Raw genomic sequence first — 21,065 nt, 5'->3', positions numbered from 1 at the left:
AAAAAGGCCGCAAGTCCTGCACAGACTTGCGACCTGATAATCTCCGCGTTAGCTGCTTCTTGCGAATTCAATCACAATCCATACAAATGAAAATCATTATCGGTTTTTTACGCACTCTGACATACAACACATCATCATACACATGTCGTTCATCCGATCCATATTCATCTGCATAGCTTCTGAATGATTCATGGCAGCTACTCCTTCCCTGATTCCTATAGTAAAAGTAGGAATTACTTCTGAGGCGTATTTTACGCTTTCTTTTGCTATTTGTCAATACTATTTTTGAAATATTGGCAAAAGTACTTTATATTAGGAGCAAAGATCTACAATTACCTGTGCGAATATTTTGGCGCTTACTACAAGCTCCTCCACAACGGCAAATTCATCTGCTCCGTGCATACGGTTGTCTGTTTCCGGCATGGAAGCTCCAAACGCAACTCCATTTTTCAGATCATGGACATAAGTACCGCCGCCCATGGAGATGCATTCCCCTTTTCTGCCGGTGTATGTTTCGTAAACCTGTAACAGTGTTTTTACAAACTCTGAGTTTCCATCAACATGGTGAGGAGGTCTCATGGAGTCATTATGAAGAGTAAAGCCCTTATCTTCCATATTCTTCTTTACTACCTGAAGAACATTTTCTTCGTTGGAGCAGATAGGACAACGGCTGTCAAAGGTTCCTTCCAGTCCAGTGTCTGTTACTTTCAGCAAACTGAATGCCAGCGTTAAATCTCCAGAGATTTCATCTCCCATAGCGATTCCAAGTGACTTTCCACTGGTATCTCCATGAGGAATCAAATCATGAAGTCTGCGAAGCATGGTTACCTGTGGGCATTCTGCAAGGGGAAGTTTTAACAGGTAATAGAGAAGTCCGGTCAAAGCGTTGTTCCCCTCTTCCGGAGTCGATGCATGAGCGCCTTCTCCAATAGCGGTTATGATACCTTGGTCTCCCATCATCTCTATCTCATAACGAATTCCTGTCGTTACCTGAGTTTCATCCGCAAATTTCTTTAACAGTGCTTCTTCCACTCCAGCAACAGTAGCAAATACCTTACCGGGAACCACATTGACTTTAAGTCCTGCTTCCAGCTTAACAATCTTAGGAAGTTCACCCGATGCCTCCCATTCTGCCGTAAAGTGACCAGCCAGACCGCCTTTTTCTGTATTCACCACTGGGAAAGCCCCATCTGGTGAAAATGTCATTGGCGCTTCTTTTTCCACAGAATAATAGTGAGCAATATCAGAGCTTCCGCATTCCTCGTCTGTACCAAGAATCAAACGTACATTTTTACTGAGAGGGATGTTTAAATCCTTTACCGCTCTAAGGGCATAAAGAGCAGCGACTGCAGGTCCCTTATCATCAGAAGAGCCACGGCCAAAGAGCTTTCCATTCTTAACGATTGGATTAAATGGCTCTGTTTCCTTCCAGCCTTCTCCGGCCGGAACTACATCAAGATGAGCCAGGATATCAAGCTGAGTCTCCTTGTCGTTTAGATCCACAGTTCCAACATAATTGTCGTAATTATTAATGGAAAAGCCATAGGATTCCGATATGGACAAAGCTTCTGTCAGGGCTTCAAAGGCTCCCGGGCCGAAAGGCATTCCTTCTTTATAAGGCATCTTTTCGCTGTTGATCCGGCACAGGGTGCAGATATCGTCAAGCATCTCCTGCTTATGGGCCTCTATATATTCTTCGATTTCCTTCTTATACATAAAAACACCCCTTTTCTTATTTCATCATTGCTGCCAGAACTTCATTTACGACCTTGCCGTCAGCTTTTCCTTTTACCAGAGGCATCAGGACTTTCATGATCTTACCCTTATCCGCTGGTGAAGGGGTTTCAATGCTAAGCTCAGCAAGAACAGAAAGAATGATCTCTTTGATCTGATCTTCTCCCATATCCTCCGGAGCAAATTCTTTAAATATGGAGATACGAATGGCAGCTTCTTCTCTGATGTCATCCCGATCAGCAGGTGCCAGTTCATAGGTTTCCTGGGTCTGCTTGATTTCCTTCTTCACAACTGCATTTGCCTCTTCTTCTGTGATAGGGGAATGATCCTTTTTATCAATCTCAAAATTTTTCAGTGCTGACAAAAGCATGGATAAAGCATCTTTTCTCGGCTTATCTTTTGCCTTCATTGCCTCAACCATGGCTGCTCTTACTTCATCAATCTTACTCATCGTACTTCCTCCTTAAATATTTTATTAGTTATGGCCAAACTCAGAAAGCTTAAGTCCTGGGTTACGTTCGAGTACCATTTGAACACTCCAGCTGTTTACAAAAAGAAGCAGTGGATTGTCTTTTAAATCCTTGATTCGTTTCATATCGGATGTGCCCTGTATCTTTGCCACATCGATTTCATTTTTATTCTCGATCCAACGGATATATTCATATGGAAGCTTCTCAAGTCTTACTTCCACGTTATATTCATTTTCCAGACGATAGGTAAGTACCTCGAACTGAAGCTCTCCTACTACGCCTACGATGATTTCTTCCATACCTGTGTTAAACTCCTGGAAGATCTGAATGGCACCTTCCTGAGCGATCTGGTTTACACCTTTGATGAACTGTTTTCGCTTCATGGTATCCATCTGGCGCACTCTGGCAAAATGCTCCGGGGCAAAGGTAGGAATTCCTTCGTATTCAAACTTTTGACCGGATTTGCAAAGAGTATCTCCAATGGAGAAAATACCGGGGTCAAAGACACCGATAATATCGCCTGCATACGCCTCTTCCACGATTTTTCTGTCCTGCGCCATCATCTGCTGTGGCTGGGACAGACGAAGTTTTTTATTGCCCTGAACATGATTCACTTCCATACCGGCATCGAATTTGCCGGAAACGATTCTCATAAAAGCAATACGGTCCCGGTGGGCTTTGTTCATATTGGCCTGAATCTTGAAAACAAAAGCGGAGAAATCCTCTTCAAAGGGATCTACAACTCCAGTTGTCGTAAGCCTTGGAAGAGGAGAAGTTGTCATCTGAAGGAAATGCTGTAAAAATGTCTCAACACCAAAGTTTGTAAGTGCGGAACCAAAGAAAACCGGAGATAAATCACCTCTGCTTACCCGTTCCATATCAAGCTCGTCACTGGCACCGTCTAACAGTTCAATTTCATCCATGAGCTGACGATGGAAGGATTCACCAATCAATGCATCCACTCGCTCATCTCCTAAGGTAACTTCCGTGGATTCCACTTCTTTTTGTCCATTCGAGGTTGCCTTAAAGGTTGTGATGGTTTCTTTATAACGGTCATAAACGCCTTTAAAATCTCTGCCGCATCCAATGGGCCAGTTGACCGGACAGGTACGGATACCAAGTACGTTTTCGATTTCGTCCATAAGCTCAAAGGGATCTCTTGCTTCCCGGTCCATCTTATTTACAAAGGTAAAAATAGGGATATGTCTCATGACACAAACCTTAAACAGCTTTATGGTCTGTGCCTCAACACCTTTGGAACCGTCAATGACCATGACCGCAGAGTCTGCCGCCATTAGAGTACGGTAGGTATCCTCTGAGAAATCCTGGTGGCCAGGCGTGTCCAAAATGTTAATGCAGAATCCGTCGTAATTAAACTGCAGCACGGAAGAGGTGACGGAAATACCTCTCTCTTTTTCAATCTCCATCCAGTCAGAGACTGCATGTTTTGCGCCCTTTCTTCCTTTAACGGTACCAGCAAGATTAATCGCACCTCCATAGAGCAAAAACTTCTCTGTCAGTGTGGTCTTACCGGCATCCGGGTGGGAAATAATGGCAAATGTTCTTCTCTTTTTTATTTCTTCCGCTATATTCACAAAAATAGTTCCTCCAATTATACGTCTAAGTCTTGTCTATTGTAGTATGATTCCAGTCATAAGTCAAGATTCACTCTTATAGAAGAAACCTTATTTTAACGGCAGAATATCTCATCCAGAATGCGGTGGGCCACCTCATCCTTAGTCATCATCTCTAACTCCTGGTCACGCTCCCTGGTGATCAGGGTCACAATATTCGTATCGGTGCCAAATCCAGCTCCTGCCATTTTTAAATTATTGGCTACAATCATATCAATATTTTTCTTATCAAGCTTTTTCCTGGAATTCTCCAGCATATTCTGAGTTTCCATGGAGAAACCACAGAGGAACTGGCCTTCCCTTCGGTGCTGTCCAAGCCACAATAAGATGTCATCCGTCCGTTCCAGTTCAACAGTCATATCTCCATCTGTCTTTTTCGTTTTTTCGGTTCCTACTGTTTTTGGCCGGTAATCTGCTACCGCTGCTGCCTTTATGATGGCATCTTGCTCCATATGGCAGGCTTTTACGGCATTAAACATTTCTTTTGCACTTTCCACTTCAATGACCTTTGCAAAGAGCGGCTTTTTCGTCTCTGTTCTTCCAGTGACCAAAGTCACCTCAGTTCCTCTTAAATACGCCGCTTTTGCAACCGCATATCCCATCTTCCCGGTAGAATGATTAGAAATAAATCGAACAGGATCTATGGCTTCAATGGTAGGTCCTGCGGTTACAAGAATCTTTTTACCGGATAAATCCTTGTTACAGGTAACTTCTTTTTCAATGTATTCATAAAGCACCTCCGGCTCCGGCATCTTTCCGGCTCCCGTATCTCCGCAGGCTAAGTAGCCTACTGCTGGATCAATAATTTCCATGCCGTAAGAAGCGCAGAGTTTTAGGTTGTCCTGTACTATGGGATTTTCGTACATGTTGGTATTCATGGCTGGTGCTATGATTTTTTTACACTTACATGCAAGGACAGTGGTGGTAAGCATATCATCAGCCATACCATGAGCAATCTTTGAAATCACATTGGCACTGGCTGGTGCCACCATGACGACATCCGCAAGCTTTGCCAGAGAAACGTGCTCCACGCTATACTGAAAATTCCGGTCAAAGGTATTTACCAGGCATTTGTTGCCTGTTAAAGTTTCAAAGGTAATGGGGTTTATAAAATTCGTTGCATTCTGTGACATCATGACGTGTACGTTGCAGCCCTGTTTCATCAGCATACTGGCAAGTGATGCAATTTTATAGGCTGCGATGCTTCCTGTTACTCCCAGTATGATATTTTTTCCTTTTAGCATAAGCGCCTCCCGTTGTGTTTCGACTTAAAATGTGATACTCTACAGTATAGCATAAGAAAAAAAAGTTGGAAAGGAGTTCCCTCTATGATTTTAGCCATTGATTTGGGAAACAGTAATATCGTCATAGGAGGTATCGACAATACCAGAACTTACTTTGTAGAACGTGTCACTACCAATCATGGAAAAACTGAGCTGGAATATGCAGTCAACATAAAAGATATTATGGAAATTCACCACTACTCTCTTTCTGAGATAGAAGGTGCCATCGTTTCCTCCGTCGTGCCGCCTCTTACTGAAGTGGTGATTTCTGCGGTCAAAAAGATAACTGGTAAAACACCGCTCTTAGTTGGTCCTGGAATGAAGACAGGGCTTAATATAAAAATGGACAATCCAAAAACAGTAGGCAGTGATTTAATCGTTGATGCAGTTGCCGCACTAAAGGATTACCCATCTCCTATCATTATTATTGATATGGGTACTGCAACCACCATGTCAGTCATTGACCAGGCAGGCAATTATACCGGCGGCATTATTTTTCCAGGACTTCGTGTCTCTCTTGATTCCTTAAGCAGCCGGGCTGCCCAGCTTCCATACATCGGTCTGAATAATCCTACCAAGATTATCGGTAAGAACACCATTGACTGTATGAGAAATGGGATTCTTTACGGCAATGCTGCCATGATTGACGGAGTGATTGATCGTATGGAGGAAGAATTAAATGCATCTGCCAGTATCGTAGCTACCGGCGGACTTGCATCTGCAGTGGTTCCGTTATGCCGTCATGAAATTCATTATGATGACGCGCTTTTATTAAAAGGATTATTGATCCTTTATGAAAAAAATAATCAGGAAACGCTGTGACCAAAAACTGGAAATAAAAATTAATCCGGCAGTCGTATAAAAGCCCTCGAATGAGTACATCATTTCTTTAGAGAATAAAGATGATGCGGAGGGAAAGATATGTCTGGATATAAAGTAGAAATTTGCGGCGTCAATACTTCCAAACTGCCTCTTCTCACCAACGAGGAGAAGGAAGTTCTGTTCAAGCGTATACTTGAAGGGGATAAAAAAGCCCGGGAAGATTACATCAAAGGAAACTTAAGACTGGTTCTCAGTGTCATACAGCGATTTTCCGGCAGCAGCGAAAATGTGGACGATTTATTCCAGATTGGATGCATCGGCCTGATTAAAGCCATCGACAATTTTGATATTACACAGAATGTCCGGTTTTCCACCTATGCCGTTCCCATGATTCTGGGGGAAGTGCGGCGTTATCTTCGAGATAATAACTCGATCCGTGTCAGCCGTTCTCTGCGTGATACCGCTTATAAAGCAATTTATGCAAAAGAAAACTTGATGAAAAGAAACTTAAAGGAACCCACCCTTATGGAAATTGCAGAGGAAATCGGTGTCAGCAAGGAAGACATCACCTATGCTCTCGATGCCATTCAAAGCCCTGTGAGCCTTTATGAACCTGTTTATTCTGACGGTGGGGACCCTCTTTTCGTCATGGATCAGATCAGCGATAAGAAGAATCTGGAAGAGAACTGGGTTGAGGATATTTCCTTAAACGAGGCAATGAGACGGCTTCCGGAACGGGAGCGTCATATCATTGATATGAGATTTTTCGAAGGCAAGACTCAGACAGAGGTGGCAGAAGAAATTCATATCAGCCAGGCCCAGGTCAGCCGTCTGGAAAAGAATGCACTGAAGACTATGAAAAATTACCTTTCTTGATTCCTCCATAGCATAAGCCCACCTTTGAGACAAAGGCAGGCTTATCCTACATATTATTAATATCCAGTCACTGACTTGGGTATGGTAAATTCTACGACGCCCATATATCCCGGTGCCACTTCATATTCATCAAAAACGATAACAATCTCGCCTTTCTCATTAAAGTAATAACTTTCTTCTCCTTTTAATCCCTTAAAATCTTCGGTTGGCTCTTCTGAGTTATAATAATAGACTTTTGAATCATCGGCTGCCATCTGCTCTGCCATCTGGCTCTTAATATTATCACTGATATGTTCTAAAATCTTGTTATCTCCGCGAAATAAATGATTTAAAGAAACCACTTCTCCTGTCCCTTTGTCAATGGTAAAGATTTTTACGTATTCTGCCCCACTTGCCATAATAACCGTGGTGTTAATTCTCAGGCTTAAATATTTGCTGTTATCCGTTACCACTTCATATCCAGAAGTCACGGAATAATGACCATTTCCTGCAATATCCTGAGTGACCTGGGTTTCATATTCTTTTATCAGCTGATTCGCATAGTCTTCTATGGAACGGTTTACCCTGGTATTATCTTTTTCATTGATAGAAACCTTAGGAATATCAATTTGGGCTTCGTAATTATTCTGGTTATCAGAAAAAGTGCGGAACGTTACGACTTTAGCAATGGCGGAGATGACAGGGATGTTTTCCATGGCGTTGGCGGTAACAGGGCTGGCGTTAGCCATAATAGCAATCATAGAAACTGCGGCGGCTGCGGATAGAGCTGATCTTTTTGTAATTTTCATCATAATTGTATTCCTCTTTTCTTTTTTTCCTTTTTGAATTCCTTCCAATACAGCATTACGTGCCTGATCTGGCACAGGAATTTGATGATAGCTGTCTTTTAGATTTAATAATGTATTTTTATCCTTATGTTCCATTGTAGCGGCTCCTCTCTTAAACCATTTCCGGTTCCAGTATTACCTTAAGCTTCTTTAGTGCACGATATAGCCGGCTCTTTACCGTACTTACGTTCATATCAAGTGCCTCTGAGATTTCTTCCAATTTCCAGTCCTCTAAGTATTTTAAGATGACCAGTGCACGGTCCTTATCCTCCAGCACGTTTAGAATTTCAAGTGGATCCTCTTCTTTGTACTGGTCTTCATGAACAATTTCTATGTCCTCATAGCTTACTGTTTCCCGTTTCTTTTTTCTTAAGGTGTCAATGGCCGTATTAATGACAATCCGATAGATCCAGGTAGATAAATATTTTCTTTCCTTTAGTTTGTCCAGATCCCTAATCACCCGGTAGGCACTTTCCTGAACAATATCCAAGGCATCCTGTTCATTCTTTACATAGCTGTATGCAAGCCGGTAATACTTATCATAATTGTCAATAAGCATTCTCTCTGCTTCGTCTTCCATCTTTTGTTTCATTTTTCCCTCCTATATAAGGTTCTATCTATTAGACGATATTCTCATCAAAAAGTTTCAATCCACACAAAAATAGGAAAGACTCCTATGAGCCTTTCCCACTATATTATATCATTATTCAAAACGAACAATCTCTTTTTTTAGTCGTTTCATGATTTTTTTCTCCAGTCTGGAGATATAAGACTGGGAAATACCAAGGAGATCTGCAACTTCTTTCTGGGTCATCTCTTCTCCTTCATCATCCGTCAGACCGAACCGGAGTTCTACAATCTTACGTTCCCTTGGGCTTAAGCGACTGATGGCCGTGTTTAAGAGATTACGTTCTACCTCTGTTTCCAGATCCTTATAAATCACATCCTCTTCTGTCCCCAGTATATCAGATAAGAGCAGCTCATTGCCGTCCCAATCCACATTCAGAGGCTCATCTATGGAAACTTCCATCTTTGTTTTATTATTCCGGCGCAGATACATTAGTATTTCATTTTCAATACATCGGGATGCATAAGTTGCAAGTTTAATATTCTTTAACGGATTAAAGGTATTGATTGCCTTAATGAGTCCAATTGTCCCTATGGAAATCAGATCCTCTACACCAACGCTGGTGTTATCAAACTTCTTCGCTATGTATACAACAAGCCGGAGATTGTGCTCGATCAATTCAGATTTTGCCCTCTGGTCATCGTCTCCGCCCAGGAGCCCAATAATTTGTGCCTCCTTTTCATTGTCTAGCGGCGGAGGCAGGATATCTGCTCCTCCGATGTAATGGATCTCCCCCTGAGACGGCATCATAAGCGTCCTGAACGTTGGAATTGCCTTGAACTGGAAACGATTTGGTACAGAAACTTTTATAATCATGTCGATACTCTCTCCTTTACATCAAACATTTACTCTTCGTGCAGCAGCATCTGATATTCACCGTTAACGGATAATGTCTTTTTACAGACAGCTATCAAAGGCTTTTCAATTACTTTTACTTCATCTCCCTGACGTACCTCCATCTCGTCTAAAAAAATCCCGGGCATTACTCCACTGCTTTTCCCCACACTTCCAAAGGGAATATAAATAACCTCTGATACGGTCTCGCAGATCTCCCGTACAGCCTCATAAGTCACAACATGGACAGGCCTGCGGCTTACTGGTTCATAGAGTCGGTTACCCGTGTCAAGAAGAGCCATCACCTTTTTTTCCTTTCCTCGATAACGCATGGTGACTTCAAAAAAATTGCTCTTTCCTTTCCATATGGCGGGAATCCTCCAAAGAAAATACCGAATGCCAAAATAAGCGCCTGCTGCAAGAAAAATTAACCGGTAAAGAGGCATGGCAGCTCTGCCATTTCCTCTAAGAATCTGTTCTATATAATAACCGGCCTTCGTATGTTGATATAGGGCATACATAATACCGGCTGTCAATGCCGTTGCCAGGTAAAGCGCTGCCACTGCCTTAACTATTTCCTTTGGTTTTTTTATACAAAAGGCTGTCATCACCATCAGAGTGCTTATCACAAGATAGGTGATTCCCATTAAAAGCCATGGGGGCAACAAGGAAAATGCGGCGGCAAATACAGCCCAGGAAGCTCCTAACCCTGCCCCAAGAATCATTCTCCACCAGATCAAACGATATTTGAGACCTCGTCTCACGATGGATAATACAAGCAAATCCATGGTAAAATTAATAAAGAACAACACGTCTATGTACAGGTTTATTTCCGTTGCTGCATTCACCTCCTGCCCTGTACGAACATTATAGCCAGTATACCTTTCAGAATTTGTCAAAACCAAGGGAATAATTCCACTTTTTCATCGTCTTTTTCCATCCTGCTACGGCATTTGCTGACATATTTTTACACCAAAAACTTGTCTTGAAAGTCAATCCAGCACTTCTGTGCTCTCCCCTCCACTCCCACTTTCCTGCCACAAAAAAACAGCCGGACACGGCCCTATGGCCATGTTCGACTGTTTTTACCAAACCATTTTTAATTGTCGATTATTCTATAACGGTTTAAGAAAGCTGATCAAGTCTTTCCTTAACCTGCAGAAGCATCTGGGTATATTTTTGAAGCTTTGCCTTTTCTTCTTCGATCTTTTCTTCCGGCGCTTTGCTTACGAACCTTTCGTTGTTCAGCATTCCGTTTACACGGGCAAGCTCTTTCTCCAAACGTTCTTCCTCTTTCTTCAGACGCTCAATCTCTTTCTCAATGTCTACCAGCTCTGCAAATGGCATATAGATTACCGCCTGATGGATAACTGCGGAAACTGCATCGTCAGAGATACCGTTCTTATCCTTTTGGAGACAAACCTCACTTGCATATCCAAGGGTCGCAAAAAATACTTTGCTCTGCTCAAAGATCGTAAGGATTTCCTGGTTTTCAGATACCACGTAAACCTTAGCCTTTTTGCTTGGCGGAACGTTCATAGAGGTACGCACATTACGGATTCCTCTTACAGCTTCCTTAATGGTCTCTACCGCGTGTTCCTCTGAGGCAAAATTCCAGGAATCTTTAAATACCGGCCACTGAGAAATCATAATAGACTCTTCCTCTTCCTGAAGATTACAGAAAATCTCCTCGGTAAGGAACGGCATATATGGGTGAAGCAGCTTTAAGGACTGAATGAGTACTGTCTTTAAGGTCCAGATGGCTGCCGCCTTTGTGGTATCTTCATCGTTCCACAATCTTGGTTTTACCATCTCAATATACCAGTCACAGAATTCTTCCCAAATAAAATCATATACCTTTTGAAGGGCAATTCCAAGCTCATATTTATCCAGGTTTTCTGTTACATCTTTCGCCAGAGAATTGACCTTAGATAAAATCCACTTATCCGCCATGGTTAGCTGGGATAACTCAGCCTCTGCATTTGGTGCTTTCTCAATATTCATCATAATGAAACGGGACGCATTCCAAACCTTATTGGCAAAGTTTCTGCTGGCTTCTACTCTCTCCCAGTAAAAACGCATATCATTTCCAGGAGCATTTCCTGTAATCAGAGTCATACGAAGCGCATCGGCGCCGTACTTATCAATGATTTCCAGAGGATCGATTCCATTGCCTAAGGATTTGCTCATCTTACGTCCTTCCGAATCCCTTACAAGGCCGTGGATCAGTACGGTGTGGAATGGAAGTTTTCCGGTCTGCTCAATGCCTGAGAATACCATACGGATTACCCAGAAGAATATGATATCATAACCTGTTACCAGTACGTCTGTTGGGTAGAAATATTTAAGTTCCTCTGTTTCATTGGGCCAGCCAAGTGTAGAAAATGGCCATAATGCAGAGGAGAACCAGGTATCCAGGGTATCTTCATCCTGAGTAAAGTGAGTGCAGCCGCATTTTGGGCAAACATCTGGGGCTTCCTTCCCTACGATAATTTCCTTGCACTCATCGCAGTAGTAAGCCGGAATCCGGTGTCCCCACCAAAGCTGTCTGGAAATACACCAGTCACGGATGTTCTCAAGCCAGTGAAGATAGGTCTTGTCAAAACGCTCTGGAACAAACTTTAAGGCACCGTTATTCAATGCTTCAATGGCTGGCTTTGCCATCTCTTCCATCTTAACGAACCACTGCTGTTTTACCAGAGGCTCTACTGTGGTGCCGCAGCGGTCATGGGTTCCTACCGCATGGGTATGGGGAACCACCTTAACCAATAAGCCAAGTGCTTCTAAATCCTTAACCATGGTCTTTCTGGCCTCATAGCGGTCCATGCCATGATACTTGCTGCCAGGAAGATGAATGGTTGCATCGTCATTCATAATGGTAAGCTCCGGCAGATGATGTCTTTTACCTACCTCAAAGTCGTTAGGGTCATGGGCCGGTGTGATTTTAACACAGCCGGTACCAAAGTCTTTATCTACATAGGAATCTGCAACAACAGGTATCTCACGGTCTGTAAGCGGAAGCTTAAGCATCTTTCCAATGAGTCCCTGATACCGCTCATCTTCCGGATTTACAGCAACAGCCGTATCTCCAAGGAGAGTCTCCGGTCTTGTGGTAGCGATCTCTACATATCTTCCCTCTTCCCCGGCAATGGGATAATTAATATGCCAGAAGAAGCCGTTCTGGTCCTCATGCTCTACCTCAGCATCTGAAATGGAGGTCTGACACACTGGACACCAGTTAATAATTCTTGATCCTTTATAGATATATCCTTTTTTATGAAGGCGGATAAATACTTCCTGTACAGCTTCGGAGCAACCTTCATCCATGGTAAAACGTTCTCTCTCCCAATCTGCGGAGGAGCCCATCTTATGAAGCTGGTTAATGATCTTGCTGCCGTACTCCTGTTTCCAGTCCCAGCACTTTTCTAAAAAGCCATCTCTGCCAAGATCAGCCTTATCAATGCCCTGCTTTTTTAAATTCTCAATAACCTTTACTTCCGTCGCAATGGCCGCATGGTCGGTTCCCGGCTGCCAAAGAGCCTCAAAGCCCTGCATCCTCTTATAACGAATAAGGATATCCTGCATGGTATTATCAAGAGCATGCCCCATGTGAAGCTGTCCTGTAATGTTTGGCGGCGGCATTACAATGGTAAATGGTTTTTTATCCTGATTAGGCTCAGCGTGGAAATATTTTTTATCCAGCCACTTCTGATAAAGCTTTCCTTCGATCCCTGCCGGATCATAAGTTTTTTCCAACTCTTTCATATTCTTCTCCTTTATTCTTCCATCAGTTTTTAGAACATAAGAAAAGCCCCTTGCATCCTGGGATGCAAAGGGCGAATCGTCGCGGTACCACCTTATATTATGACACTTGGTCATATCTCTTAAGGCCTTTAACGCTGCCAGGCGTGAAGACTTACTTCTTAAATTTCAGCCTTCCGGTTCCAAAGCTACCTTCCGAACATACTTCCTTAACCGCCTTTCAGCCGATGGACGATTCTCTCTTTCAGGGTTATGATCGTACTCCTCTTTTTCTTAACCTTTTTCTTATTGTTATCTTATACCATGTAATGATAGTGTGTTTTCCTGGTTTTGTCAAGACATAATGTTACGGTATTCCTGCTTCCATTTTTGCACAAGCTCTCCAGCTCCCTGGAAACGCTTAATGGGATCCTTTTGAAACAGCTTATCAAGCTCTAAGAGGCTGTCTGCCTGTTCTGCCTTTTCTTCTGCTTCCTTTCGATCCTGCCCGGATTCCTGCAAAAGCTCCTCCGTAATCAGAACCTTTAACCGCTCACTGATGACAAGGCCGGGATTCCACTGGGAAAGATGGCAGATTCTTTTTAATACCTCGCTGCTTTTCACAAGATCAAAGGATTTCTGATAGGCCAGATAAGCCTTGTCCGTCATAAACAGCCTGGCGTAGGATGCTCCCAGGTTATTATAAATTTTGGCCTGAAATACCTCTGATCCACGGTTTCCCTTTGGGAGATCTAAAATCTTCTGGTATTCTGCCGCTGATTTTCCATATTGCTTTCTGGAAAATAAATAATCGGCTCTTTCTTTTAAGAACTCTGCCTCAGGCATTCTGCGGTAGGATGAGAGCTTCTGCCTAAAACGGCTTACCTCTGCCCCATTGTAATAATCGCATTCATGAAGAATGAGCGCCAGCAGCTCGTCGCCGTCTTCACCGCTTTGCTGCCATTTGACCAGCTTAAGCGCTAGAAAGGCCATATCAAGATCATCCCGAATGAATTCAATCAGTGCATTATCTACGAAGCCCTCCATAACAAGGAGAGGATTGTTATAAATAACATAGCAAAGCTCCTGAGAGGAATACAAGCGAACTCCCAGACCTTCAAAATAATATGGATGTTTAACCGGCTCCTGCCGGCAAAGTATCAGACTCATAGCATGACCTCTTGTCTTATGATGGTATCTGAAGCCGGAAACAATTCCCCAAAGCCTTTGTCTTTTAATACCACTGCCATGGTTTTTTCATCCAGAAACCCAAAGCTGATGCCAAGCCTTGTGGTTCTCCCCGGACGCTTTGGAAATCCTTCCAGATCTATTTTAATTAAGCGTCTTTGCTTCGGATCCATTGGAGTTACCATAAACTCTACGTAATCCTGATTATCCACAATCAAATCTACACTGCTCTTTGATTCATACCAGTTGTCACCTGCGGCTGCAACCACCAGCTGGCTCTCCCGTTCCTTATGAAGCACCCGCATGGAAACGGTGGAATGGAGACGTCCTTCACAAATACAGATAAATGGATACGCCGATTTTTCCTGGAGATAATCCATCCCCCTTATAGCGGCTCCTCTTGCAAACAATTCCGGCTCCATAAATACCTTTCTGCGATGGCAGAGAAGCTTCATGGAGTCAGGTGCCCAGTCGTGGCGTTCAAATCCTTTTCCCGTGAGGAATAAGGAGGAGAACAGCTTTTTCTGAAGGAGTCTGTCTGCACAGGAGCTTAAGATCTTATCCGCCAGCTTTCCGCCGGATGGCGTATCTAAAATATCCAGGTTAAAGCTCTCCTCTAATGCCTCATCCTCTGCAATGACCATCATCTTTCGAAGCCCTCTTTGAACCTTTAATTCATGATAATGAAAGGAATCCTCAGATAAGTCAAATACCCCTACCTGGTTGCTCCAGACTTCCTTTTTCTGGCTGAGCACGTAATATACAAATGCTTCCGTATGGCTTACGATATGTATCCGGTCTCTGGGAATGCCAAGGGCGTCTCCGCAATACATGAGAGCGTCCATAATTTTCGCATCCGCCTTTTGCAGTGTGACCACAAGCTGCTTTACTTCTTCGCAGAAAAATTCCTCCATGGGAAGCTTTAATATCTTTTTTAAGAACATTGTCAGAAGGTTAAGACCTTCGTATTTGATACCGCCCAGAGTGGCAGTTCCTTCTTTTCTAACCATTTTTATCAGCTTGTCTACTATGATACCTTCCCCTACGAGCGTGTAGGCATAGGCTTCCTCTCCTACATACCAGGCATCTTCATCCTTTTTACGGCAGATTACCGTTGGAATGCACCATGACTTTTCCCTGTCATGGCAGCATATGCGGGTATAGGCATCACAAAGATCAAGCCCTATTATCAGTCCGTCCATCGACAGCCCCCTTTATCTTACATCAGTGGAAATAATTCTTCTGCAGCAGCATTCTTCCTTAAGTACTCCTGCATCCGTATTTTAAGCGCCGTTTCATCCTTTAAACTCAAAGACAGGCTCATTTCATTGAGACACGCAAATCTGCTGTCCATATCTTTTGAAGATTCCCCGGCATCGCAGCTTATGCTGCCCTCTTTTTTAAGTACCCAGTCTTCGTCAATCAGCTCGCTGATCCGGTACTCCATAATCTCGCCTTCAAACAGAATCTTCTGCTTCACGAACACGCCCTGGTAGACACGGGAGATATCTTCACTATGGAATTCTTCCTCATCTGGCAGAATCCTTATCTGAAGGTCAATCTTGGAATCACGGCCTGCGCAGTACTGGATCATAGCTTTATCGAGGATATCCTCAGGCATGGGAACATACTTTGACAAGTCTTTAAAATGCGGGAAGACATATCCTTCCTCCAGTAAAAACTCAACCGTCTCCCTGCACAGTTCCTTCTGCTCATCCGTAAGCTCTGAAAGCTTGGCATAATACTTGGAGAGGGACAGTAAATAAATGGTGGGCAGACGTCCCTTTATGGAGGAGGCTTTTACCACGCCTTCCAAATAAGCTAATACCTTTTCTTCCGGTTCCTTATCCTCCATAAAGTATTCCGTACACTTTATGGTCAGATATGCCTTAACAATATTGTCATTGGTCTCCTTGCGGTTTCTATATAAATGGAATACCTTATCAAGCTTTGTCATGGCCCCGGAAAACATCATCTGGGCCGTTAGCCTTTCCTCTAAATCATAGGTTTCCACATGACCGGAAACCGATTGCATCAAAACATGATACATCTGGTCTGACAGACCGTTAAAATGTTCACACAGATAGTCCAAAATAACACTGTCATTTTTTCCTTCTTTAAAAACTTCATAGGCGATGGTCAAAAGCAGAGAATCCTCGTCAAATAGCTTTTGGAGAATCATCTTTGTACACAGCTTATAAAGCTGCTCCATTCCTATGCCTTCACAACCAAATTCCCGTATCATATGAAATGCTTCTTCCATATAACCGTTAAGGATCAGGGTATTGCAGACTCCAATCCGTTCCTCTTTGGTAAGAACCTTTTTATCCAAAGTCAGAAGATATTTAGCTCCATCTCCGTCTTCTTCCGGAGCATCGGTCTGTTTTTGATAGAACTCAATCACTTTCGATAATAAAAGTCGCTGATAATACGGACGAAGCTTAGGATCTTCTAACGTCGCTTCTAAAATCTTAACTTCTTTTCTGTCCGTGATTCCCTTTGACAGTGCTTTTTCACACGCCCTCAAGCGAAGCATGGAATGCTCCGGAAACAGTTCAAAGCAACGCTCCTCAAGCTCCGGCCGGTCCATGACCGCATCTTTCTTATAGGGTATATTGGCATACCGGTTTCCATAGGCATCCTGGAATAACAGAATGCTGTGCTCTGAAAATAATGGTACATAGGCGACTCCATCGTCAAGTAGGAATGCATCCTCTTCTGTCAGCTCTTCGTAGCAGACAATCACATACTTCATCTTTTTATTCTGGCATTCCACCCGGTAAGAACGTAAAATCGATGGCAATACCATGGCCATAGGCAGATCTATGACATCCTTAAATATCATCTTTTCATAGATGGAGGCCAGACGATTGTCGATTCTGGACTCAAACAGCTGCTCGGTCGCAAACTTTTCTATGGTTCGTTCATAAGCCTGGTATAACGGATCTGTCGGCTCCAGATATACCAGGACATTTTTATAAAGAACTGTTCTGTTGTTTAAATCCAGCTCACTTCCTCCGTAGGAAAAATACAAAAGTACTTCCTTAGGCAGAAGATAGCAATAATTCTTTGGAAGGGCATAGATATAATATTCATAAAGCCTAGTCAGGCTGATTCCTGCTTTTATTCCCTTTTCATACCAGGCAAAGGCCTCTGCCATACGGCACTCTCCCTTAATTAGGAGTGCACAAATAGCTTCCAGTACTTCCTTTTCCTGAAATTCCTCGTAAAGCTTTACAAGCATCCGGTAATGGAGACTGTTAAAATGCTTTGATGATAGGGTCAGCTTTGAAACTGCCAGAGCCAGCTTTTTATCCACTAAGCCCTTGCCCACGCAGTGATAAAGAATCTGCAGCTCCATAGGTCCCAGGGACCGGATTAAGTCCGGAGCTTCCTTGAGCACCCGACAGCCCCATAGATAGAAAAATGGGCTTCTTACTCCCGTATCAAATTGACGTTTTAACATGGAAAACAAAGCAGGCATATTGTCAAACATCCTGCGATCCAGCTTCATCAGAAGAAGAAACAGCCAAAATAATCTTCTGTCTTCTTCCAGATACTTCTTCATGAGGCGGATCAGGGATTCCCTCTGATATTCATCCGGCTGAACCTGTAACCGCAAATACTGATAATAACAATATATTTCCCGTTTTTCCTGACGCTCATTTAAGATTTCATCCCGGCACTCGTCAAGCAAAAGAGCTGCTTTTGATGGCTTCCCCTGTAACAGGCAGACCTCAGACCGAAAAAGCTTATAAAGGCTTTGCTCTCCCTTCATCAGCTCCAGCTCATCAAGGGCCTTTTCCATGTCTTCACAGAGAACGTCGCCGCTTCTTTGACCGCTTTCCTCCAAAAGGCGCAGCCGCAAAAATCGGCCGAAAGCCTCTTTTGCAAAGGCATCCTCCGCCGATATCCCTCCTCCGGGGTTTACAACCGCCGTGACCGGTATTATAAATCTATCTTCCATTCCGGTTATCATGATTCTGCCGGAATTCTCTCCCTGATGCATCCGTTCCGGGTGAATCAGAAACGGTACGCTGCACTGGTCGTTTTCAAAGTCAAGTTCACCAACCGTCTTTTTAGGCAGCTCTATAAATTCACAGTCCGTTGTCACATCCAGGTTCACATAGCCCCAACCGCTCCGTGTAATAAATACCTGATCGTGTAAAACGTCCTCCAGTTCTCCAAATCTTAGCTCCTTATCATCCACCGACAGCACGACCGGTTTCTTTACCTTAAGAGCGGTCAAAAACTCTTCCAGTTCTTTTCGTCTGTCCGGTCTTCCCTTTAATCCGTCATATATGGCCCTTATGTGGAGATCATCCATAAAAGGAGCCGTAACAAAATCCCGGTACTCGAATAAACGAAGAGCCGTGTCCATATCTTTCTTTGCAGCATCTGCAAAATCTTCTGCTGTCTTTAAATCACTGAGCGCTTTTCCTGACGTACCAAGCTCCACACGAAAAGAATAAGGGACTTCTCTCTCGCCGCCATTGGTAACCAGGTAAAAAGATCCCTTAATGACATCCCCATCTTCCAAGAAACTTCCGTTTATCTCATAGACCAGATGGTTATATGTACCGCCAAATGCTCCGCTAATCAGCCTGACGCGGAAGTTTGAGGAATAGGCAAGTCCTTTTATGTGCAGATTATTCTCACTGGTAACGACAAGCTCCCGCCTGGTAGCTCCTCCGGAGCGCACCACATCATCAATTCCCGATGGGGTAACCTTTATCTTTGGAATTTCAGAATCAATGATGCCTTTTGCCAGCCTGTTGATTCGTTCTCTCATAGTACCACCTGTATCTTTAATTTCCTTATATTATTCGTTTGCTAAAAATTAATTACTCTATATTCTAACACATTTTCTATTGATTTAAAACCCTAAAATTGGTATGATATAATAAAAACTGCGAAAAAAAGGACAAACTGATTATGACAACCAACGAGAAAGCTTTATTGCTGCATGAAGAATGGAACGGAAAGCTGGAAATAAATTCCAAAGCAAAGGTCAAAACCAGGGAAGATCTTGCCCTTGCTTATACACCTGGAGTGGCTGAACCCTGCAAGGTCATTGCCGAGAATCCGGAAGCTGCTTATAAGTATACCATGAAATCCAATACAGTAGCTGTAGTCTCAGACGGAAGCGCTGTTCTTGGCCTTGGAAACATCGGTCCTCTGGCTGCCATGCCGGTCATGGAAGGAAAGGCCGTTCTTTTCAAAGAATTTGGAGGAATCAATGCGATCCCGATCTGTCTGGATACCCAGGATACGGAAGAGATCATTAAAACCGTTGTTCATATCGCTCCTGCCTTTGGGGGAATCAACTTAGAAGATATATCTGCTCCACGCTGCTTTGAAATTGAAGAACGGCTTAAGGAGCTTCTTAATATTCCTGTTTTTCATGATGACCAGCACGGAACAGCCATTGTGGTGTTAGCCGGAATCATCAATGCTTTAAAGGTTACCGGAAAGACAATGGAAGAATGCCGCGTTGTGGTAAATGGAGCAGGTTCTGCCGGAATTGCCATTACAAAGCTTCTTTTGACCTATGGATTTACAAACATTATTATGTGTGATCGTATCGGCATCCTGGCAAAGGGTATGGAAGGCTTAAATTGGATGCAGGAAAAGATGACAGAGGTGACCAACCTTACAGGTATGAGGGGCTCCCTGGCGGATGCCTTAAAAGGAGCTGATATTTTCGTAGGTGTTTCTGCTCCCGGGATTGTAACTCAGGAGATGGTCGCTTCCATGAATTCTGATGCCATTCTTTTTGCCATGGCAAACCCGGTTCCCGAAATCATGCCGGATCTTGCAAAAGCAGCCGGAGCCAGAGTCGTAGGGACCGGCCGATCCGATTTCCCAAATCAGGTCAATAACGTCGTTGTATTCCCTGGCATCTTTAAAGGCGCTATGGAGGGACGTTCCTCTTCCATTACAGAAGAGATGAAGCTGGCTGCTGCCGTTGCCATTGCTGAGCTTGTGGCACCTTCAGAGTTAGATGAAAACAACATACTTCCTGAGGCATTTGATCCCCGGGTTGCCGATGCTGTGAGCCAGGCAGTAAAGGATCATATCCGTCAGGCGTAAAACAAGAGGAATGGCTGGAAGCTTTTCGGCCATCCTTTATATTAGGGCGCAAAAAATGCGTCACTGGAGGTAACTATGCTGTCAGAACCTATGACCCTGTACAAACTAATGATTTTATATATGCTTAAACAGGTTAATTTCCCCCTGACCAGCGCACAATTGTCTAACTTTTTTCTGGAGCATGAATACACGACTTACTTTACATTGAACCAGGCGTTAAACGAACTGCTGGAGGCAAAGCTCCTTCATGTGGAGACCAATCACAACAGCAGCCGGTATGATATTACCAGAGAGGGCGAAGAGACTCTTTCCTTTTTTGGGAACAAAATATCACCTGCCATCATCAATGATATGGATGAGTATTTAAAGGACAACAAATTTCGTCTCCGCAATGAAGTTGGGGTCACAGCGGATTATTACAAATCCACGAGCCAGGATTACATTGTTCACTGCGAAGTACGGGAAGGAAAAAACTGTCTGATCAGCTTAGACCTATCTGTTCCTGACAAGGACCAGGCAGAAATCATGTGTGACCACTGGAAATCAAAAAGCCAGGAAATTTATGCTTTTGCTATGAAATCTCTGATGAGCGGTTCCTGACGATCTGGAGGTCAGTAAAAGTTAAGGGGGAATTTACTTGAATAAAGCCCAAGTGAAACAAACGTGGTTTCAAACCATTCATGACCATTATGAGTCTGTACGAAAGCAGCAGAATAAAAGGTTGTCCCATTTGAAAGTAAAGTTGTTTTTAACTGTCTTTCTTCCAATCTTTATTTTTGCTCTTGCAATTCAGGTGACTCGCACGTTTATACAGATTAAGGTCAGGAGTCTTTTTACTAAGACAACATGTCCTTTTAAAGATGACCACCTGCCCAAATAATATTGGAGCTTTTGTGATTGATTCCTGAAACGTAAAAGGGGCGGCCTGAGTGTTA

16 protein-coding genes and 1 other annotated feature are annotated in these 21,065 nt (G+C 43.3%); of the genes, 4 read left to right on the top strand and 12 right to left on the bottom strand.

Annotated features, from left to right (window positions below; all coding sequences use genetic code 11):
* Positions 1–312: 312 nt before the first annotated feature.
* The 4 genes from OW255_RS09190 to coaBC all read right to left on the bottom strand — a co-directional run bounded on the left by OW255_RS09190 (position 313) and on the right by coaBC (position 5,082).
* The gene (locus tag OW255_RS09190) at positions 313–1,716 is read right to left on the bottom strand and encodes a Sapep family Mn(2+)-dependent dipeptidase (protein ID WP_268116407.1); all 1,404 of its coding nucleotides are present in this window, start codon (positions 1,714–1,716) and stop codon (positions 313–315) included.
* A gap of 16 nt (positions 1,717–1,732) precedes the next feature.
* Complete coding sequence (locus OW255_RS09185) at positions 1,733–2,185, bottom strand: GatB/YqeY domain-containing protein (protein ID WP_024836210.1); 453 nt, start codon at positions 2,183–2,185, stop codon at positions 1,733–1,735.
* Positions 2,186–2,209: 24 nt separating this feature from the next.
* Positions 2,210–3,799: a peptide chain release factor 3 gene (locus tag OW255_RS09180; protein WP_268116406.1), complete on the bottom strand. Its 1,590-nt coding sequence runs from the start codon at positions 3,797–3,799 to the stop codon at positions 2,210–2,212.
* A 95-nt stretch (positions 3,800–3,894) separates the two neighbouring features.
* Positions 3,895–5,082 (bottom strand): bifunctional phosphopantothenoylcysteine decarboxylase/phosphopantothenate--cysteine ligase CoaBC, encoded by a 1,188-nt coding sequence (gene coaBC / locus OW255_RS09175; protein WP_268116405.1) that lies wholly within the window; start codon positions 5,080–5,082, stop codon positions 3,895–3,897.
* Between the two features lie 84 nt (positions 5,083–5,166).
* On the opposite strand from coaBC, the gene OW255_RS09170 reads away from it, so the two are divergent.
* Both OW255_RS09170 and sigG read left to right on the top strand, forming a co-directional pair.
* Entirely contained in the window at positions 5,167–5,943 is a 777-nt protein-coding gene (locus OW255_RS09170; protein ID WP_268116404.1) for a type III pantothenate kinase, read from the top strand.
* Between the two features lie 99 nt (positions 5,944–6,042).
* On the top strand, positions 6,043–6,819 hold the full coding sequence (sigG, locus tag OW255_RS09165; RefSeq protein WP_024836213.1) for an RNA polymerase sporulation sigma factor SigG: 777 nt from the start codon (positions 6,043–6,045) through the stop codon (positions 6,817–6,819).
* Positions 6,820–6,875: 56 nt separating this feature from the next.
* Here the strand turns inward: sigG and rsiV are convergent, their stop codons facing one another.
* The 8 genes from rsiV to OW255_RS09125 form a co-directional block, all read right to left on the bottom strand.
* Positions 6,876–7,742 (bottom strand): anti-sigma-V factor RsiV, encoded by an 867-nt coding sequence (gene rsiV / locus OW255_RS09160; RefSeq protein WP_268116403.1) that lies wholly within the window; start codon positions 7,740–7,742, stop codon positions 6,876–6,878.
* Positions 7,743–7,758: 16 nt separating this feature from the next.
* Entirely contained in the window at positions 7,759–8,238 is a 480-nt protein-coding gene (locus OW255_RS09155; protein ID WP_268116402.1) for an RNA polymerase sigma factor, read from the bottom strand.
* A 111-nt stretch (positions 8,239–8,349) separates the two neighbouring features.
* Positions 8,350–9,090, bottom strand: a complete 741-nt coding sequence (sigE, locus tag OW255_RS09150) for an RNA polymerase sporulation sigma factor SigE (RefSeq protein WP_024836216.1) — start codon at positions 9,088–9,090, stop codon at positions 8,350–8,352.
* 29 nt (positions 9,091–9,119) lie between these two features.
* Positions 9,120–10,013: a sigma-E processing peptidase SpoIIGA gene (locus OW255_RS09145; RefSeq protein ID WP_026890810.1), complete on the bottom strand. Its 894-nt coding sequence runs from the start codon at positions 10,011–10,013 to the stop codon at positions 9,120–9,122.
* Positions 10,014–10,233: 220 nt separating this feature from the next.
* Entirely contained in the window at positions 10,234–12,873 is a 2,640-nt protein-coding gene (locus tag OW255_RS09140) for a valine--tRNA ligase (protein WP_268116401.1), read from the bottom strand.
* Positions 12,874–12,937: 64 nt separating this feature from the next.
* Positions 12,938–13,154, bottom strand: a binding site (T-box leader).
* Between the two features lie 49 nt (positions 13,155–13,203).
* On the bottom strand, positions 13,204–14,019 hold the full coding sequence (locus OW255_RS09135) for a hypothetical protein (protein WP_268116400.1): 816 nt from the start codon (positions 14,017–14,019) through the stop codon (positions 13,204–13,206).
* Entirely contained in the window at positions 14,016–15,239 is a 1,224-nt protein-coding gene (locus tag OW255_RS09130) for a DUF5716 family protein (RefSeq protein ID WP_024836220.1), read from the bottom strand. The genes OW255_RS09135 and OW255_RS09130 overlap by 4 nt, the downstream gene beginning before the upstream one ends.
* A 17-nt stretch (positions 15,240–15,256) precedes the next feature.
* Complete coding sequence (locus OW255_RS09125; RefSeq protein WP_268116399.1) at positions 15,257–18,829, bottom strand: DUF5717 family protein; 3,573 nt, start codon at positions 18,827–18,829, stop codon at positions 15,257–15,259.
* A gap of 143 nt (positions 18,830–18,972) precedes the next feature.
* Here OW255_RS09125 and OW255_RS09120 point away from each other — a divergent pair, with 143 nt between their 5' ends.
* Together OW255_RS09120 and OW255_RS09115 are read left to right on the top strand one after the other, a co-directional pair.
* Positions 18,973–20,130, top strand: a complete 1,158-nt coding sequence (locus OW255_RS09120; RefSeq protein WP_268116398.1) for an NAD(P)-dependent malic enzyme — start codon at positions 18,973–18,975, stop codon at positions 20,128–20,130.
* Between the two features lie 75 nt (positions 20,131–20,205).
* Positions 20,206–20,730: a DUF4364 family protein gene (locus OW255_RS09115; RefSeq protein WP_024836223.1), complete on the top strand. Its 525-nt coding sequence runs from the start codon at positions 20,206–20,208 to the stop codon at positions 20,728–20,730.
* The last annotated feature ends 335 nt before the right edge of the window (positions 20,731–21,065 follow it).

The sequence above is a fragment of the Lacrimispora xylanolytica genome (assembly GCF_026723765.1).
In the GTDB taxonomy this organism is placed as follows: Bacteria; Bacillota; Clostridia; order Lachnospirales; family Lachnospiraceae; genus Lacrimispora; species Lacrimispora xylanolytica.
This window is presented reverse-complemented; position numbering and strand designations above follow the sequence as displayed.

Coding starts and splice junctions, on each gene's coding strand:
- coaBC (WP_268116405.1), bottom strand. CDS start 5,082: ATGCTAAAAGGAAAAAATATCATACTGGGAGTAACAGGAAGCATCGCA.
- OW255_RS09135 (WP_268116400.1), bottom strand. CDS start 14,019: ATGAGTCTGATACTTTGCCGGCAGGAGCCGGTTAAACATCCATATTAT.
- rsiV (WP_268116403.1), bottom strand. CDS start 7,742: ATGGAACATAAGGATAAAAATACATTATTAAATCTAAAAGACAGCTAT.
- OW255_RS09170 (WP_268116404.1), top strand. CDS start 5,167: ATGATTTTAGCCATTGATTTGGGAAACAGTAATATCGTCATAGGAGGT.
- sigE (WP_024836216.1), bottom strand. CDS start 9,090: ATGATTATAAAAGTTTCTGTACCAAATCGTTTCCAGTTCAAGGCAATT.
- OW255_RS09125 (WP_268116399.1), bottom strand. CDS start 18,829: ATGAGAGAACGAATCAACAGGCTGGCAAAAGGCATCATTGATTCTGAA.
- OW255_RS09140 (WP_268116401.1), bottom strand. CDS start 12,873: ATGAAAGAGTTGGAAAAAACTTATGATCCGGCAGGGATCGAAGGAAAG.
- sigG (WP_024836213.1), top strand. CDS start 6,043: ATGTCTGGATATAAAGTAGAAATTTGCGGCGTCAATACTTCCAAACTG.
- OW255_RS09155 (WP_268116402.1), bottom strand. CDS start 8,238: ATGAAACAAAAGATGGAAGACGAAGCAGAGAGAATGCTTATTGACAAT.
- OW255_RS09115 (WP_024836223.1), top strand. CDS start 20,206: ATGCTGTCAGAACCTATGACCCTGTACAAACTAATGATTTTATATATG.
- OW255_RS09190 (WP_268116407.1), bottom strand. CDS start 1,716: ATGTATAAGAAGGAAATCGAAGAATATATAGAGGCCCATAAGCAGGAG.
- OW255_RS09185 (WP_024836210.1), bottom strand. CDS start 2,185: ATGAGTAAGATTGATGAAGTAAGAGCAGCCATGGTTGAGGCAATGAAG.
- OW255_RS09130 (WP_024836220.1), bottom strand. CDS start 15,239: ATGGACGGACTGATAATAGGGCTTGATCTTTGTGATGCCTATACCCGC.
- OW255_RS09120 (WP_268116398.1), top strand. CDS start 18,973: ATGACAACCAACGAGAAAGCTTTATTGCTGCATGAAGAATGGAACGGA.